We start from the raw sequence: 15,953 nt of genomic DNA on the forward strand, positions 1-15,953 counted from the left end.
CTTCAGTATATTAGGGTATTGTTCCATTATGGGGCGATGTCCTAATATACCTGATTTACTCTTAGAACTTTGGCGATGGTACTCTGGAAGTAAAGGAAACGGGTGCTGTAATTGCAGAGATCAGCTCCTGTCTAAAATCATTTTTTGTAACATTAAGTGCCCCAAATTGAGCAAACCAGCTATCGGAATCCCCTGTAAGGTGCAGCTTAAATCCATCCTCCTTAAGCTTACTTAATAAGTAACAAAAAGCAACTTTACTAGCATTATCAACAGTTCTAAATAGGCTTAAGGTGATAAAGTAACCATTCAAAGCTACTCCAAAAACCCCACCCACCAGCTCCCCATTCTGATAAGTTTCAACACTATGGGCGATTCCCAATTGATGAAGTTCTAACATCACCTGAATGTATTCCGGGGATATCCATGTGTTTGTTTTTTCGCCCCTTGGTTTCGAACAATTTATAATGGTCTGTTCAAAATCGGCATTAATTTTTACTTCAAACCTTTTATCTAATTCTTGTAGCCTGTCTTTTTTTAAGCAACGTAATAAATCATTCCTTAACTTAAAGCCAGCTACAGGTATCACTGCCCTGGGATCTGGGTTATACCAAATAAAGATGGAATTGTTGTTTACTTTAGGCATTGGAAAAGTACCTTGTAAAAAGCCCTGTATCATCATGTACGGACTTATTTTAGACTGTGCACAGGACCAGTATAAAGCTTCTTCCTGACCTCCGGAAACCTTTACTAAACCAGAGTAAAATAATTGTTGAAGCCTCCTTTTTGTAGACCTTTTCAATCTGTCAGGAATCATAGATGATACTACTTTTGGCAAAAATCCCATATCCATATTTTTATTAAAAATGACCTTCCTTTAAATTTAACATTTTTAATTTATTTTCAGTGGAGTAAGACAGGAATAAGGTTCTTAATCCAACTCTCATAATAGATGTAACAAATCTATCATCTGATGTTCTAAATGAAATTATGGAAAGATTGAGTTCGGGTGAATTCTTCGGCCTAACGAGCCAAAAACTGGAAACAGGCGGACTAATTCTAACAGATACTGTCTACACCCACGATTATGTGGACTGGCACTACCATGAGAATGCTTATTTCACCTTCATATTAACGGGAAACGTAATTGAGGGTAATAAGAAAGGTAAAGTTAACCTATCGGCAGGAAGTCTATTGTTCCATAACGTTCAGGAATCACATTACAATATTAAACCTCCAGGAGAGACTCGTGGCATGCACCTGGAAGTCCAGAGTCATTGGATTAAGGAAATGTGCCCTGATGTGGAGTTAAAGGAAGGAAGCTGTGAAGTCACTTGTGCCAGGACAAAAATTTTGTTTTATAGGCTTTTAAGAGAAAGTAAGATGGGTGATGACCTAAGTTCCTTAGGAGTTCAAAGCCTGGTGATGGAGGCAATTCAACCTCAGTTTTCTCGTTCAAAGGAATCCGGTTTTAGGCCGCCTTGGGTCAACAAAGCAGGAGAGTTCCTTCATGACAACTACATAAGTCCGCCAACACTTAAGGAGATTGCAGCAGTAGCAGGTGTCCACCCCGTTCATTTATCAAGAGCATTCACAAAGTATTTCGGTTGTACCATTGCAGAGTATATCCGCCTGTTAAAGGTAGAAAGGGCATTTTCTCTACTCAGTACCAAAGGAAATTCATTAAGTACGATTGCCCATTGTTGCGGTTTTGCTGATCAGAGTCACATGATTAGGTGTTTCAGAGCTTTTAGTGGCCATACCCCGGTATTTTTTAGGCAGCTTTTTAAAATTTAGCCATATGTTAATCTCGTTCTATTTTATGCAAACTCACAACTCTATTTTTGTTCAAAACTAATTTATGATACGGAAATTATATGCCACTGTTTTTCTATTTACGCTGATTTTTCTTGCATTGGGATCCTATGCACAGAAACTGGATTTTTATGATTTTAGACCTAAGAGGGAGGGAGGACAGGCTTCGCTAGCCATCTCTTCTTATAATATTGGTTCAGACAAGGATTTGTATCTGCTGTTGTCACCCGAGAACTCCCTTCAAGCGGAGCTTGCCAAACTCGCGCCTACATTGACAGCTGAGGAATTATTAGCTATTGGTAATTATAGCTTTGATTTTTATGTTGATGGAAAACAGGTCTATTCTGAAAATCTCGGACCAGGTGCTATCCTACCTCAGGATAAGGTGACAAATCGCCCGCTGGATATTGTTCTGATCAGTTCCAGTAGATCGGGCTTATGGAGTATTAACCTTTGGGATCGTTTTATGGCAAAAGCTGGAATGTCGATTTTAAGCGCAGAGCCAAAGGTACTGGAAATAAGGCTTAAGGTCTATGTTGAACAAAATGCAATAAAACATAGCTCGACCTTAGCTGAGGCAAAAATCAATATGAAGAGGGTACCCAGGATCGTTGATCCGTTGAAAATGATACCTCAGCCAATTGCTGCAGGAAGCGGTTTTAAACTTTCCAAAGCGAAACTGAACAAGGAATTGATTATTGCATTAAACACAAAGATCGCCGAGCAGACTTATCGGATGATTAACGGTATTGTAGTTTTAAAGAAGGGGGAATTGCTTCTGGAACAATATTACAACGGAGAAAATAGAGAAACGTTGCATGATCCCAGGTCGGTGAGTAAATCGATGACAGCAACACTTACTGGAATGGCCATCAGGGATGGATATATTGACTCTGAAAATCAGATGTTAAAGGAGTTTTATAAGCTTCAGGATTATGCAAATTACAGTTCGAAAAAGGATAGTGTAAGACTTGTAGACTTATTGAGTATGAGTGCTGCATTTGAGGGGAATGATGATGTGGAAAGTTCTGTAGGAAATGAAGAGAACATGTATCCCACAGCAGACTATACAAAATTTACTTTAGATCTTCCTATGGATCCGGCAAGACAAAATGGTAAAAGCTGGTCTTATTTTACCGCAGGAACCAATTTGGTAATGGATATTCTGGATAAGCAGATTCCTAATGGAGTGGAAGGATTTGCTAAAAGCAGACTTTTTGAACCTTTAGGTATAAGTAAATTTGAGTGGGCTAGGACACCTCAGGGCAAGCCTTTTGGTGGTGGCGGACTAAGGTTACGTGCATTGGATTTAGCGAAGTATGGCCAATTGTATTTAAATGGTGGGCTATACGAAGGAAAACGACTACTTGAAAAGTTGTGGGTAAAGAAAAGTTTTTCACCATTGCAAGTACTTCCAGCCGATAGGCCAGGTTTTTACGGACTTCTTTTTTGGAATAAAGATTTTATTGTGGCTGGTAAACCTTATCAGGTATATTACAGTAGTGGGAATGGTGGAAACAAGATCTATATGTTCAATGATCTGCCCATTGTGATTGTCATTACCGCTTCTGCTTACGGTAAAGCATTCGCTCACAGCCAGGCTGATGAGATTGTAGAAAAGTATTTGCTACCAGCAATTTTAGGTGAATAGAGAAAAGAATGTATTTTTTTCGTTTATTTATCATGAAGATCCTGACAAATATCACATAACAACTGAAATCCGTACTAATGAAGGAGAAAGCACTATCAGAATTAACAGATCAGGAATTGTTGGATGAAGCAAAAAAAATGAAATCCGCCTCCATAATCAATGCAGCAATAATTGGACTGACAATTGGCATAGTGATTTTCAGCATAGTCAAAAACAGTTTAGGTTTTCTGACCTTACTTCCTTTGTTTCTTGCATATAAGTTGTTTAATAATTCTAATCATAATCAAGAGCTTGAAAAAATTCTAAAGGAACGGAACTTGAAGTAAAATAGCTTTAAGGGATAACAACCTACACTGATGAGCATAATCTAGCCCGAAAAGTAAGTTGATCTAAAATGAATAATAGTTTTTTATGAACCATTTTTTGAATGATTATGGATTCATCCTCTGAATAAATGTCGACATGATTGGTAGGTTTGAAAATATGATTTTTAGAACAGCAGAACTTTCAGATATCAAACAAATCCAGGTAGTAAGGCACCTGGTGAAAGAAAATACGCTAAGTAACCCGGACCTGGTTCCAGATCAGGATGTGGCCTATTACATTTCTGTGAAAGGGAAGGGCTGGGTTTGTGAAGTGAATGGCAAGATGGTTGGTTTCTCCATCATTGACTTGTTGGATAAGAGTGTATGGGCATTGTTTGTAGACCCTGATTTTGCCGAAAAAGGAATAGGTAAAGAATTACATCGGTTAATGATGAATTGGTATTTTGAACAGACTAAAGATAAGGTCGTTTTGGGGACAGATCCAAATACCCGTGCAGCGCGTTTTTATGCGCTTCAAGGCTGGAGACTGGTTGGTACTTATGCCAATGGTGAAGCCAAATTTGAATTGAGTTATGCCGACTGGATCAATGGATAAAATCGACCTTATTGATCCAGTCTAATACCTCATGTTTTGAAATAGAAATTATCTTCAAACGCTTATTTACCCATCGCTTTTCAAAGTGTTTTCTAATTCCTGGATAGATTTGAAACGATCTAAAGTGCCCATAAAATAAGTAGACCACTCCTCATTTAAATCCGGATCATCTTCACTTGCCTGTGCATTTGTAACCTGCCGAATTAGTCTGCACCTGATCACATCTGGCCTAAGGTAAGAAATCATGTGTGTTTGAGTCTCTGACCAAACGCCTCCCTTATTCATCCAAGTATAACTCAGGTTGTTTCCTACAGCCATTGTTGCTTCTTTGGGGAAAGTATATTTTTCTAGTTTTTTAGTTTCTTGATTATACCTGTATTTGGTGGCCATACCATTTGATATCTGTACAATGATCACTAATTTATCCTTTTTACTATTTTCTAATAATCCCGCCCAAATTCCATCATAAGAACCGGGAATCGCATTATGTTGTCCTTTGGCAGTTAGTAAAAAGATAGCGCAAATCATGGTAAGCGCTAGTCTAAGGGCGTTATAGTTTTTCATAATTTTGATAGGTTAAATAAAACCATATTTCTATGCTTATGATGTGGTATTGATCTCTAGCATTATTCTACTAAAATTAGGGTAAATTTCAAGCGCATAAAATACCTCCAAAGGAGTATTTTAGGTCAATACGCATCAAAGCTGATGAGATTATTGTTTCCAATGAAGTAAGTGCGGGAATTGGGATCTCTGGTTCGTGTATGTACGTGGCTCAAATGCATGCGAATTTGGATCATTAGTTTAGTATGGGATCTAGATACCTGGTTACATGCGTCATTTAACAGTTTGTTAATATCCCCGTCATTTGCTTAGTATAATTTTGCTTCATATTTTATGGGCGAAAACAATACTCTCGGATATAATGGGGATCATGTAAATGACTTCGATGGAAAAGCATTCGAAGACCTCTACCGCCGTATGTATCCTACGCTTAAAAAGTACGCCATCTATCTGGTCAAAGATGTGGAAGAAGCACAACTCATTTTAAATGATGTATTTATTGCGATATGGAAAAATAAGGTCGTAATGGTAAACGAAAAAGCTTATTTGTTCCGATCCGTAAAAAATGGTGCCAATAATTATCATAAAACTTCCAGACTAAACTATCAGCAGATCGAGGAAGAAGAAGTCCAGGAAATCAGAGATGGTAAAGCAGATCCATATCAAAGCTATGTTCATAAGGATAGCGCTCGCATGCTTTACGATTTGATCGATCAAATGCCGGAGCGCAGACGCCTGATCTTTTATATGTATAGAATTGAAGGCTTCAGTTATAAGGAGATTGCAACTCTATTGGATATTTCCGTTCGGACAGTAGAAGATCATCTGGTTAAAGGCTTTCAGTTTTTGCAGGAAAGGGTCCTGAGAAATAAAGCTGAATTCAGATAAATGATACTTAACCATTTCTTAATAAAACCTTAACGTTTTTCGGCCCGTAATCGTTGCCCGAGTCTTGTCTTCTAGTTATAAAAAGCATAACAATGGAACATGAGATCTGGAAATTAGTACTCAATTATTTAGCTGTAAAGGAGCAGGGCAATGTGCAGGAGATGGCAATTTTGGAGGAGCGTTTACAGGACTGGCTCAGAAGAGACCCGCTACACCAACAGGAATTGGATCAGGCCATCTGGCTTTGGGAAAGTACCGCTGAAATGCCTCAAACAGAATCCTGGAAAACTAGTTTTTCAATAATTCAATCTAAGCTCCAAACTTTAGATCAAAGCCGGCTTAAAAGCGAAAAACCTCAAAAGAATTATGCCTTCAGAATTTGGGCTGGTGCAGCAGCTGCAGTTTTGGCAGCTATGGCCATCTTTATTCTTTTCCATGAAAATAAGCAAAGCCATCCAGGACTTGAGCAAACATCCTGGATTACTAAAACCTCAAGCCCTGGAAAAATCACCAATATAGTTCTTCCGGATAGTACTGAGATTTGGCTTAATGCAGGAAGTAGCATCAGCTACCCTGGTAACATTAAGCAAGCCTCGTTTAGGACAGTTAAACTCCATGGAGAGGCTTTTTTTCAAGTCAAACGCGATCCAAACCATCCATTTATCGTACAGAGTTCAAATATCCAGACCCGGGTATTGGGAACCAGCTTTAACATACGTTCATGGGCAAAATCTAGTCCTGAGGTAACCGTACTGACTGGTAAGGTTGCAGTATCCAGAGATTCGGCGGGTGGACAGTCGGCAGTCATTTATTTAACCGCAAATCAAAAAGCAGGATACGATTTAAAAAGAGGCCGCCTATTTCGTGAAAGCCTGGATGATGCCCGAACAGCCATCGGTTGGAGAGTGGGAAAAATGGTTTTTGATCAAACACCAATGGAAGAGGTATTTGAAACATTGGAACGTCGCTACGCAGTGAAGATCATTACTGACCAGCCGTTTAAAGATTGTAAACTCACGGCGAAGTTTGGTAACGTGAATATTGATGAAGTATTACAGACCATTCGAATGACTTTAAATATCAGATACAGCATTAACAAACAGAAAATTTATATAAAAGGAGGTAAATGTAATTAGACAGTATAAAAAAAAATAGCCGAAGCATGTTGCAGCACGCTTACGGCTAAGAATTTCAATTTTATTTTAACCCATCAATGATTAAAACATTCAAAGTTATGAAAAAGTCCGCAGTGACTAATCAATTAATTTTTAAAGTAATGCGTTTTTTTACCCTGGTCTCTATTTTCCTCTCTGTAATGCTCTTCGCCGGGCAGGCCTCGCCTGTAAAAGCGCAGGAACTCAATAGTCGGATTAGCTTTAGATTTAAACATGGTACCTTAACCGATTTACTTAAAAACATCGAAAAAAAAACCAAACTCTCTTTTGTTTATACCAATAAAGAGGCCGTGTTAAATCGCTACGTAGAAGATTTTAAGGCGGATAATGAGTTGCTGAGCAGTTTGCTTCAGCGCTTGTTGACACCGATGCAACTGACCTATCAGGTCCAGCAAAACCAGATCATCATAAAAAAAGCAATTAGGCTGAAGGGAAGAGTAACCGACGAGAAGGACTTGCCAATACCTGGTGTTAATATTATCGAAAAAGGGTTGGACAATACTTCTGTTACTGATTTTAACGGAGAGTATAGTTTAAATGTAAAGGATGCCTCTGCTATTATTGTGTATAGAATGATGGGTTATCAAACCAAGGAGATACCCATTAATGGCCAATCGGTCATTAACATTCATCTGGTACCAGATCAAACTGCACTTTCAGAAGTAGTGGTTACCGCATTGGGAATTAAACGTTCCGAAAAAGCGTTGGGTTATTCCATTGCAACAGTTAAAGGGAAGGATATAAGTACAGCTCCGGAAGTCAATGTCATCAATGCACTGGCAGGAAAGGTAGCTGGAGTAAATGTGGTCAGTACAGGTTCTGACCCAGGCTCATCCGCCTTTATCACAATTCGCGGGCAATCTTCAATTGCCAATGATAACCAGCCTCTTTTTGTGGTGGATGGTGTTCCAGTGGCACATTCTTTAAGGGCAACATCGGAGGTAGGACGCTCTTCGGTGGATTATGGAAGTCCGATTGCTGATATCAGCCCGGATGATATAGAAACCATCACCATCCTGAAAGGTGCCAGTGCGGCTGCTTTATATGGGAGTAGAGCTGGTAGTGGTGTGGTGCTGATTACCACAAAGAGTGGCGCAACAAGTAAAAAAGGATTAGGGGTAAGTTTTAATTCCAGTGCCGTGTATGATAAGGCATGGATGTTCCCTCATTTTCAAACTACGTTTGGTGCAGGAGAATTTACAGATGACGAGTCCGTTTCTACCAGTTCAGCCTGGGGACCCAGGTTAAATATTGGTACCAAACACCTGCAATGGAACAGTCCGCTGGATGCCAATGGAAAACCAGTGCCTACAGATTGGGTATCCTATCGTGATCGTGTTAAGGATTTTTATGAAACGGGTTCTACTTACACCAATAACATTGCAATTACAGGTAAAAATGATGCTGGTAATTACAGACTGTCCTTCACGAATATGGAGAACAAGGGAATTGTACCCAATACAGATCTAAGTAGGAATACCTTAAACCTGGCTGCAACATATGTATTGCATCCAAAGGTGAAAATCAGTACCAACCTGGGTTATGTAAACAATAAGAGTGACAATCGTCCATCCGCTTATAGGGAGAGTGTAACGCAGATGCTTTATTCCATGCCACCCAATATGAATATCAATGATTTGAGGAGTTATTGGAAGCCAGGACGTGAAAATCTGGAGCAATTCTCCCCGGATGATTCGGATAATCCATTTTTTGTGGCCTACGAACATACTAATGGCTACGATAGAAACCGCATTACCGGGAACTTGCAGGCAGTAATTGACCTGACCGATGACCTGACTTTTATGGCACGTACTGGACTAGATATGTATAATGAACAGCATGAAACCAAACGTCCATTTAGTTCCAAGCGCTTCAAATTCGGTGGTTATGGTGTAGATAATAGTTTTTTCAAGGAACAGAATACAGATTTCCTGTTGAGTTATAAGAAAATCTTGAATCAAGATTGGTCTTTTAGCCTATCGGTAGGCGGTAACCAGATGAATCAAACTTCCAGAAGTACTGCTCAGCGTACCGAAAGCTTAAGTATTCCTGGGATCTACAACATTAACAATGCTCAGGCCGGAACAATTACCAATTCGCAATACAACTCCCGTAAACGGATCAATAGTTTGTACGGTATGGGACATGCATCGTATAAGGATATGGTATTTCTGGATGTAACTGGAAGAAACGATTGGTCCAGCACGCTGCCTTCAGAAAATAACTCCTATTTCTATCCATCAGTTTCTTTAAGTACAGTTCTCACCGATGTGTTTAAAATCAAATCCGAGGTACTGTCTTTTGCTAAAATCAGAGCCAACTGGGCACAGGTAGGTAGCGATACTGATCCATATCAATTGTACAATACTGTCCCATTTAACCAGGATTGGGGGGATGTGAAAAGAGCAACAATTGAATTCAACCTAAAAAACAACTTCCTAAAACCAGAAATTGCGACTTCTTATGAGTTTGGTGGAGATTTGCGCTTTCTCGATAGCCGCCTGGGATTGGATGTGACCTGGTATAAAACAAACAAAAGAAACCAGATCATCAATATTCCTACAACCATTGCCTCCGGTGCTTCAAATCGACTCATCAATGCGGGCAACATTCAGAACAGCGGATGGGAAATTGGCTTCTTCGCGGTTCCAGTAAAAGCAGCCTTTAAATGGGAGATGAATGTGAACTTTACAAGAAATGAAAATAAAGTGATCTCCCTGATGGAAGGTCTGCCTGAGTATTCAATGGGAAGTGCTGATGGTGATAATATCCGTTACCTGATTAAAGAAGGGACAAAAATAGGAGATTTCTATACCCCAAGCTATACTAAAGTACCCAAGGGGCCAAACGCAGGTGCAGCGCTATTGGATAAAACCGGGCATTACATCCGCAACAATAGTGAATACCTAAAAGTTGGAAACTACAATCCTGATTTTTCAGTTGGTTTTAACAATACCTTCAGTTATAAACGGTTCAGCCTTAATGTGCTCCTCGACTGGCGTAAAGGAGGTAATTTTTACTCTTATGTCGTAAAGAGCTTGATCAATGCAGGTTTAACAGACAATACACTAATAGGGAGAGATGCTGAAACTGGCGGTTTACCATGGGTAGACTCACAAGGGAGAAGTAGGAACGACGGAATGATTATCCCTGGTTTTATTGCCAATGCTGATGGCACCTATGCTGAAAATAAGGTGATTATTGCGGCCTCAGATTTTTACAATAACACTTACAATAAGTATTATGAGCGCTTAACCTACTCTGCAACTTTCCTAAAGTTAAGAGAAGCCTCACTGACCTATATGTTTGATCAAAAACTATTGCGTAAGCTCCCGATCAGCAACCTTTCGCTTTCACTGATTGGAAGAAATCTATATACCTGGACGGCTAATGGATTAGGTTATGATCCCGAAAGCACGATGAGTGTAACGGAAGGGTTTAAGAGAGGTGTTGGCCACTGGACACTTCCTGGAACACGCTCATTTGGCTTTAAATTAAGTTGTAATTTTTAATGACAATCAGAAATGAAATTCAAATATAAAACCATTCTGGTGCTGTTTGCAAGCCTCCTGGCTGCCTGCACTAAAGATTTTGAAGAAATCAATACCAACCCAAATTCTCCGGAAACCACCAACACAGAATTCCTGATGTCTGAAGTGGTGCTGTCTACTGCTTATGCCTATCAGGAGAATGCTGTGGGCAGAAGACCTGCATCAGCAGCGCGTTACCTGACTTTAGTCCGAAATACAGGTTACGACCTTTTTGATTGGGGGCCGGTGGATTGGGACGACATTTATGCCCGCTTATCTGTCAACAAAACTTTCATGGAAACCGCACAGAAGCGTTCCGAAAATCAATATGTGGCCATTGGCAAAATCATTAAGGCTTTTAATTTTGGTTATTTGACTGACTTGTATGGTGATATGCCCTATTATCAGGCGCTTAAATCTAAAGAGAACAATGTGATTTATCCGGAATATGATCAGCAACAGCTGATCTATCCAGACCTGTTAAAAGAGCTACGGGAAGCTAATGATTTATTAAAGGGGTCGATACCGGAAATTAATGCCAAAGCAGATGTGATGTTTAAAGGTAAGGCCTTGCAATGGCGTAAGTTTGCCAACACCTTACGCTTAAGGATGTTGTTGCGTATTTCCAAAAATTATGCATCTGCATATACCGAAATGCAGGAAATTCTTAATGATAAAGCGGCATTTCCCATTTTTGAGAGCAGTGCTGATAATGCTGAAATTCCCTACCTGGGTAACCTGGCATCCTACAGCTGGCCTGGTGGTCCTTTGGCAATGATTGATTTTGATTACCAGAAAACAAAAGTAAGTAAGGAGTTGGTGGATCGTCTTGTACAAAGAAATGACCCAAGATTGGGTGTTTGGGTAGAACCAGTGAAAAATACAACAGGATCAACAGTAGATCCTAATAAATATGTTGGAGTACCCAATGCCATTGACGCACCTTCGGCATACAATGGAGGGGAGGATCATGTATCTCTTTTTTCTTCCAGCTTTTTTAGAAAGAATGGTGGCAGTTCAAATCCTTTGTTGAAAGCCAGTTTGGTAACCTATACAGAGCTGTGCTTTATTTTGGCCGAAGCGATGCAGAAAGGACGACTAACTGTGCCTGGAGAAACTGCAGAGTCGATGTATTATAAGGCGATTAAGGAATCAATGACCAGTTATTCGTTAACTGCTCCGCCAAGTTATTATGAACAAGCCATTGTGAAGTATGATGGTTCACAAGAGCAATTGATCACCCAAAAATGGATGGCCATGTTGTTCAAAGGCGCAGAGGGCTGGTTTGATCAGCGTCGTACTGGTTACCCTGCTTTCGTCACTGGACCGCTTGCTGCTGGTCGGGGAATCCCAAAACGCTATGTTTTTCCAGACTCTGAAAGCGCAAAGAATAAACAGAATTACCAAAAAGCAGTGTCTGTCTTTGGAGCCGACAAAGAATCCACTTTAATGTGGTATCTAAAATAAACTATAAAAATGATCAACTTCAATATGAATAACTTTAAAAGATCAATTTCGCTCCTGGCCATGCTGGTAACAGCAGGCCTTAGCAAAATCTATGCTCAGGATTTTAATCCGAAACCTTTTCCAGACCGTGTGATTTTAACCTGGACTGGAAATCCTGAAGTCAGTCAGACGGTGACCTGGCGAACCGATACCTCCATTACAGCAGCTAAGGCGCAAATTAAAGCGGAGGATTCCAGTCCCGCTCTGGAAGAATCAATTACCACTTATGATGCCGGATCCCGTGTGCTTTCTGGTGGAAATAATTATGCCATTGCAAAATATCATCAGGTTACTTTTTCTAACCTTAAACCAGGAACAGTTTACGCTTACCGTGTAGGAACTGGCGAACATTGGAGTGAATGGTTTCAATTCACAACAGCATCCAATACTAATAAACCTTTTTCATTTATTTATCTGGGAGATGCTCAAAATGATATCCGTTCCAAATGGTCCAGGGTGATTCGTAAAGCATTTGCACATCAGCCAGATGCCCGATTCATCATCCATACCGGAGATTTAATCAATAGATCCAATAATGATCAGGAATGGGGAGAATGGCATTATGGAGGTGGCTTCATCAATGGCATGATCCCTAGTCTTCCCTCACCAGGGAATCATGAATATGTGAGAGACAGCACCAGAAAGCTGGTTCTGGATCCGCATTGGGGGGTACAATACACCCTGCCAGGTAATGGACCTAAGGGACTGGAGGAATCAGTTTATTATGTAGATTATCAGAACGTTCGCGTCATCTCATTAGATTCTCAAATGATTATTTTAGATGAGGCTTCGGCTAAAATTCAATATGAATGGCTGGAAAAGGTGTTAAAAGAGAACAAGCAGTTATGGACGGTCATTACCTTTCATCATCCTATCTTTTCTACTGCCAAAAGCAGAGACAATAAAGCGTTCAGAGAGCGATTTAAACCGCTATTTGACCAGTATCACATTGATCTTGTGTTGCAGGGACATGACCATACCTATAGCCGCGGCCAAAATCTTCCCCGCGGATTGTCGGGCAGAGAAGCCAGTGGGCCAGTATACCTGGTTTCAGTTGCCGGACCTAAAATGTATAAGGTAGATGGTGCCAGGTGGATGAATGTATCCCTGGAAAATACACAGCTTTTTCAAACCATTCATGTAGACGGAGCGAATTTAAAATTTGAGGCTTACAAGACCTCTGGAGAATTGTTTGATGCTTTTTCTCTGAAAAAAACAACGAGAGATCGTGCCGCAGAATTTACAAATAGGAACCCTGCTGAAAATCAATAATTATGGAGATGATGTTAATGAATCGCAAAAGAAGTCTGCTAACACTGACCTTCACTTGCTTCATTTTTATCGCATTTGGACAGCGGGAAATAGTACCGCTGCCCAAATGTAAAAATGGCTTTATAGTAATTGCCCACAGGGGAAGCCATCTGATAAAACCTGAAAATAGTATCGCAGCAATTGAGGAAGCGATTGAGCTAGGCGCTGATTATGTAGAATTAGACCTTCGTACTACCCGTGATGGTCATTTGGTTTTAATCCACAATGAAACAGTAGACCATACCACAAATGGTAGAGGGAAAATACAGGAGCTGAACCTGGATGAAGTTGAAAAACTCAGTCTCAATGCCAGGGATGGAAAACTATATCGGTTAACTACGTTTAAGGATGCTTTAAAAGTCTGCAAAAACCGGATTAATATTTATCTGGATTTTAAAGCTGCCGATGTGCAGCAGGCATATCATGAAATTAGTGCTGCAGGAATGGAAAAACAAGTATTGGTGTATATCAATAATAACACACAATATAAATCCTGGAGGGCACTTGCTCCAGAGATGCCATTGATGTCGGGTCTGCCAAAAAAGATAAAAACTGTAGAGGAGCTGCATTCCTTTTTAAAGGTGATGCCATTAGAGGCGACGGATCATATTCCGAATGAATTGCCTCTTGATGCAATAAGAGAAAATGGCTTATCCGTCTTTTTGGATGTGCAGATGGCAGATGAAACACCACAGATCTGGAAAACTGCAATGGATAAAGGAATCAAGGGCGTTCAAACAGATCACCCTGCTGCTTTGATTAATTACTTAAAAACAAATCATCTGCGGCATGGTAAAAATGCGCCAGATACCTTTATGAAGCCTTTTTAGCTCAATAAGAGCGGTTTCTAATAAAATCGCTCTTTTATTTAGATTGATTCCAGTTAATTAATTAGCTTTGGGCAAAATTAATCAAGTGACCAGATCTCCTTCAAGTCCGGATCAAGAACTTCCCCTTAGTATTCATCAGATTGATGAGCAAGGCTTTGAGCGTATTTATAGGGAATACTGGAAAAATGTCTACGGAATTATCTTTCATTACACCAGGGATGAAGAGATTGCTGAGGAAATTAGTCAGGATCTATTCGCCTCCATTTGGGAACGTCGTCATAAACTGCTCATTAAAACTACCATAGCACAATACTTGCACCGCGCAGCAAAGCTGGAAGCATTTGAATATCTCCGAAGGAGTAACAATCGGCGGGAGCACATCAATTTAGCTTTAAAGAGCTATTGCGGATCAGGAAACTGTACAGAAGAACAAATTTTATTCAATGAACTGAATGGGAACCTAAATGTGCTGGTCGCTGAATTACCTTGCAGGTGTCGGGAAGTCTACAGATTAAGTCAGGATCAGGGGATGAACAATAAGACGATCGCTTCTACTTTGTCGATTTCAGAAAAGACAGTAGAGTATCACCTATATAAAGCGATGAATTTTTTGAGAAATAATCTTCAGGAATTCAGGTAGTTGAAGATTATTTTGTTTTTTTTATAAAAACCACCTAGGAAAAAACAGTAGTTATCCGGCTTAAGGTATATGGGCACATTAAAGGGTCCAATATTTATGCTAATTTCCAAAGAACTTATTGAACGTTATCATTTGGGGCAATGCAATCCGCAGGAGCAGGATGCAGTGCAACAATGGCTGGAGTCAGACGACTTCGAAATGAGTTTTCCAGTGGAGGCTGATCTCAACGTCATGGAAGATAAAGGATGGAAGAAGATTTCAAATCGCTATGATATTGTGATTTCACCCGTAAAAAGCACTTCCTTTAGATTACATAATTACCGCTTGATTTTACAACTCGTGGCCTGTTTCCTGTTATTCATGGGGATAGCCAGTATCTATTATTTTAACAATGAACAGCATGTTTCACAAAAAACTCCGCTGGTTTATAAAACGATAAAAACACTTAAGGGGCAGAAGTTACAGGTAAAGTTACCAGATGGGACTTTGGTTTGTTTGAATGCGGAAAGCATTTTGCGTTTCCCGGAAAGTTTTAAAGGCAATCATAGAACATTGGAGTTTTCTGGAGAAGCCTATTTTGAGGTAGCCAAAGACCCATCAAAACCCTTTATCATCCAAACTTCAAAAACGAAAGTACAAGTGTTAGGAACCAGGTTTAATCTTAGGGCACTGGCAACTGAAACTGCTACTTCAGTAGTGGTAGAGGAAGGAAAGGTTCGGTTTCTGGGGAAATCTGGTCAGCAGGAAACCATCCTTAGGGCAAACACCAGGGGGATTTTTGATTCATCTTCACCATTGCCCATCATGAGCGTTCAAAAGGTGGATGCAAGTAAATTCATCGCCTGGAAAAACAATGAACTACTCCTGGATAATTTAACCATTGAAGAACTTGCTCAGACTTTGGAACGCTGGTATAATGTGAAGATCAGGATTAGCAGAACAGAGCTCGCTCAGGAACGATATACAGGCAATTTTAATAATCCAAATTTAAAACAAGTGCTGGAAAGCATGAGCTTCGCTGTAAAATTCAAATACAGGCAGGAGGGACAAACATTTATTCTTTATTGATCATTCCAACCCAAATCTATATAAATAAACCCGGTTTCAGTCGGCCAACTTCATACC

At 40.0% G+C, this 15,953-nt stretch carries 14 protein-coding genes; 12 read left to right on the forward strand and 2 right to left on the reverse strand.

Going from position 1 to position 15,953, the window contains the following annotated elements; all coding sequences use genetic code 11:
• Positions 1-61: 61 nt before the first annotated feature.
• Positions 62-844 (reverse strand): leucyl/phenylalanyl-tRNA--protein transferase, encoded by a 783-nt coding sequence (locus R2Q94_RS05440; protein ID WP_316820429.1) that lies wholly within the window; start codon positions 842-844, stop codon positions 62-64.
• Positions 845-987: 143 nt separating this feature from the next.
• On the opposite strand from R2Q94_RS05440, the gene R2Q94_RS05445 reads away from it, so the two are divergent.
• From R2Q94_RS05445 to R2Q94_RS05460, 4 genes are all read left to right on the forward strand, one after another.
• Positions 988-1,794 (forward strand): AraC family transcriptional regulator, encoded by an 807-nt coding sequence (locus tag R2Q94_RS05445; RefSeq protein ID WP_316820430.1) that lies wholly within the window; start codon positions 988-990, stop codon positions 1,792-1,794.
• A gap of 64 nt (positions 1,795-1,858) precedes the next feature.
• Complete coding sequence (locus tag R2Q94_RS05450) at positions 1,859-3,463, forward strand: serine hydrolase (RefSeq protein WP_316820431.1); 1,605 nt, start codon at positions 1,859-1,861, stop codon at positions 3,461-3,463.
• A gap of 77 nt (positions 3,464-3,540) precedes the next feature.
• Positions 3,541-3,789, forward strand: a complete 249-nt coding sequence (locus R2Q94_RS05455; protein WP_316820432.1) for a hypothetical protein — start codon at positions 3,541-3,543, stop codon at positions 3,787-3,789.
• Positions 3,790-3,946: 157 nt separating this feature from the next.
• The gene (locus tag R2Q94_RS05460; protein WP_316820433.1) at positions 3,947-4,384 is read left to right on the forward strand and encodes a GNAT family N-acetyltransferase; all 438 of its coding nucleotides are present in this window, start codon (positions 3,947-3,949) and stop codon (positions 4,382-4,384) included.
• Between the two features lie 66 nt (positions 4,385-4,450).
• Here R2Q94_RS05460 and R2Q94_RS05465 read toward each other — a convergent pair whose 3' ends face one another.
• Entirely contained in the window at positions 4,451-4,948 is a 498-nt protein-coding gene (locus tag R2Q94_RS05465; RefSeq protein WP_316820434.1) for a hypothetical protein, read from the reverse strand.
• A 333-nt stretch (positions 4,949-5,281) separates the two neighbouring features.
• Between R2Q94_RS05465 and R2Q94_RS05470 the strand changes: the two genes are divergently transcribed.
• From R2Q94_RS05470 to R2Q94_RS05505, 8 genes are all read left to right on the forward strand, one after another.
• Positions 5,282-5,836 carry an RNA polymerase sigma-70 factor gene (locus R2Q94_RS05470; RefSeq protein ID WP_316820435.1) on the forward strand — a complete coding sequence of 185 codons (555 nt, stop codon included), beginning with the start codon at positions 5,282-5,284 and terminating at the stop codon, positions 5,834-5,836.
• A gap of 92 nt (positions 5,837-5,928) precedes the next feature.
• A complete protein-coding gene (locus R2Q94_RS05475) occupies positions 5,929-6,972 on the forward strand; it encodes a FecR family protein (protein WP_316820436.1) in 1,044 nt (347 codons plus the stop codon).
• 98 nt (positions 6,973-7,070) lie between these two features.
• Entirely contained in the window at positions 7,071-10,523 is a 3,453-nt protein-coding gene (locus tag R2Q94_RS05480) for a SusC/RagA family TonB-linked outer membrane protein (RefSeq protein ID WP_316820437.1), read from the forward strand.
• 12 nt (positions 10,524-10,535) lie between these two features.
• Positions 10,536-12,008, forward strand: coding sequence for a SusD/RagB family nutrient-binding outer membrane lipoprotein (locus tag R2Q94_RS05485; protein ID WP_316820438.1), 1,473 nt, complete (start codon positions 10,536-10,538; stop codon positions 12,006-12,008).
• 9 nt (positions 12,009-12,017) lie between these two features.
• Positions 12,018-13,319 (forward strand): metallophosphoesterase family protein, encoded by a 1,302-nt coding sequence (locus R2Q94_RS05490; protein WP_316820439.1) that lies wholly within the window; start codon positions 12,018-12,020, stop codon positions 13,317-13,319.
• Positions 13,320-13,321: 2 nt separating this feature from the next.
• Positions 13,322-14,188, forward strand: coding sequence for a glycerophosphodiester phosphodiesterase family protein (locus R2Q94_RS05495; protein ID WP_316820440.1), 867 nt, complete (start codon positions 13,322-13,324; stop codon positions 14,186-14,188).
• Positions 14,189-14,255: 67 nt separating this feature from the next.
• Entirely contained in the window at positions 14,256-14,828 is a 573-nt protein-coding gene (locus tag R2Q94_RS05500; protein ID WP_316820441.1) for an RNA polymerase sigma-70 factor, read from the forward strand.
• A 96-nt stretch (positions 14,829-14,924) separates the two neighbouring features.
• A complete protein-coding gene (locus R2Q94_RS05505; protein ID WP_316820442.1) occupies positions 14,925-15,896 on the forward strand; it encodes a FecR family protein in 972 nt (323 codons plus the stop codon).
• Positions 15,897-15,953 lie beyond the last annotated feature (57 nt).

The organism is Pedobacter gandavensis (genome assembly GCF_032678465.1).
Taxonomy (GTDB): domain Bacteria; phylum Bacteroidota; class Bacteroidia; order Sphingobacteriales; family Sphingobacteriaceae; genus Pedobacter; species Pedobacter gandavensis_B.

Bases quoted from the DNA above. Each gene is read 5' to 3' on its own strand.
- R2Q94_RS05440 (WP_316820429.1), bottom strand. From the start codon at position 844: ATGGGATTTTTGCCAAAAGTAGTATCATCTATGATTCCTGACAGATTG.
- R2Q94_RS05445 (WP_316820430.1), top strand. From the start codon at position 988: ATGGAAAGATTGAGTTCGGGTGAATTCTTCGGCCTAACGAGCCAAAAA.
- R2Q94_RS05450 (WP_316820431.1), top strand. From the start codon at position 1,859: ATGATACGGAAATTATATGCCACTGTTTTTCTATTTACGCTGATTTTT.
- R2Q94_RS05455 (WP_316820432.1), top strand. From the start codon at position 3,541: ATGAAGGAGAAAGCACTATCAGAATTAACAGATCAGGAATTGTTGGAT.
- R2Q94_RS05460 (WP_316820433.1), top strand. From the start codon at position 3,947: ATGATTTTTAGAACAGCAGAACTTTCAGATATCAAACAAATCCAGGTA.
- R2Q94_RS05465 (WP_316820434.1), bottom strand. From the start codon at position 4,948: ATGAAAAACTATAACGCCCTTAGACTAGCGCTTACCATGATTTGCGCT.
- R2Q94_RS05470 (WP_316820435.1), top strand. From the start codon at position 5,282: ATGGGCGAAAACAATACTCTCGGATATAATGGGGATCATGTAAATGAC.
- R2Q94_RS05475 (WP_316820436.1), top strand. From the start codon at position 5,929: ATGGAACATGAGATCTGGAAATTAGTACTCAATTATTTAGCTGTAAAG.
- R2Q94_RS05480 (WP_316820437.1), top strand. From the start codon at position 7,071: ATGAAAAAGTCCGCAGTGACTAATCAATTAATTTTTAAAGTAATGCGT.
- R2Q94_RS05485 (WP_316820438.1), top strand. From the start codon at position 10,536: ATGAAATTCAAATATAAAACCATTCTGGTGCTGTTTGCAAGCCTCCTG.
- R2Q94_RS05490 (WP_316820439.1), top strand. From the start codon at position 12,018: ATGATCAACTTCAATATGAATAACTTTAAAAGATCAATTTCGCTCCTG.
- R2Q94_RS05495 (WP_316820440.1), top strand. From the start codon at position 13,322: ATGGAGATGATGTTAATGAATCGCAAAAGAAGTCTGCTAACACTGACC.
- R2Q94_RS05505 (WP_316820442.1), top strand. From the start codon at position 14,925: ATGCTAATTTCCAAAGAACTTATTGAACGTTATCATTTGGGGCAATGC.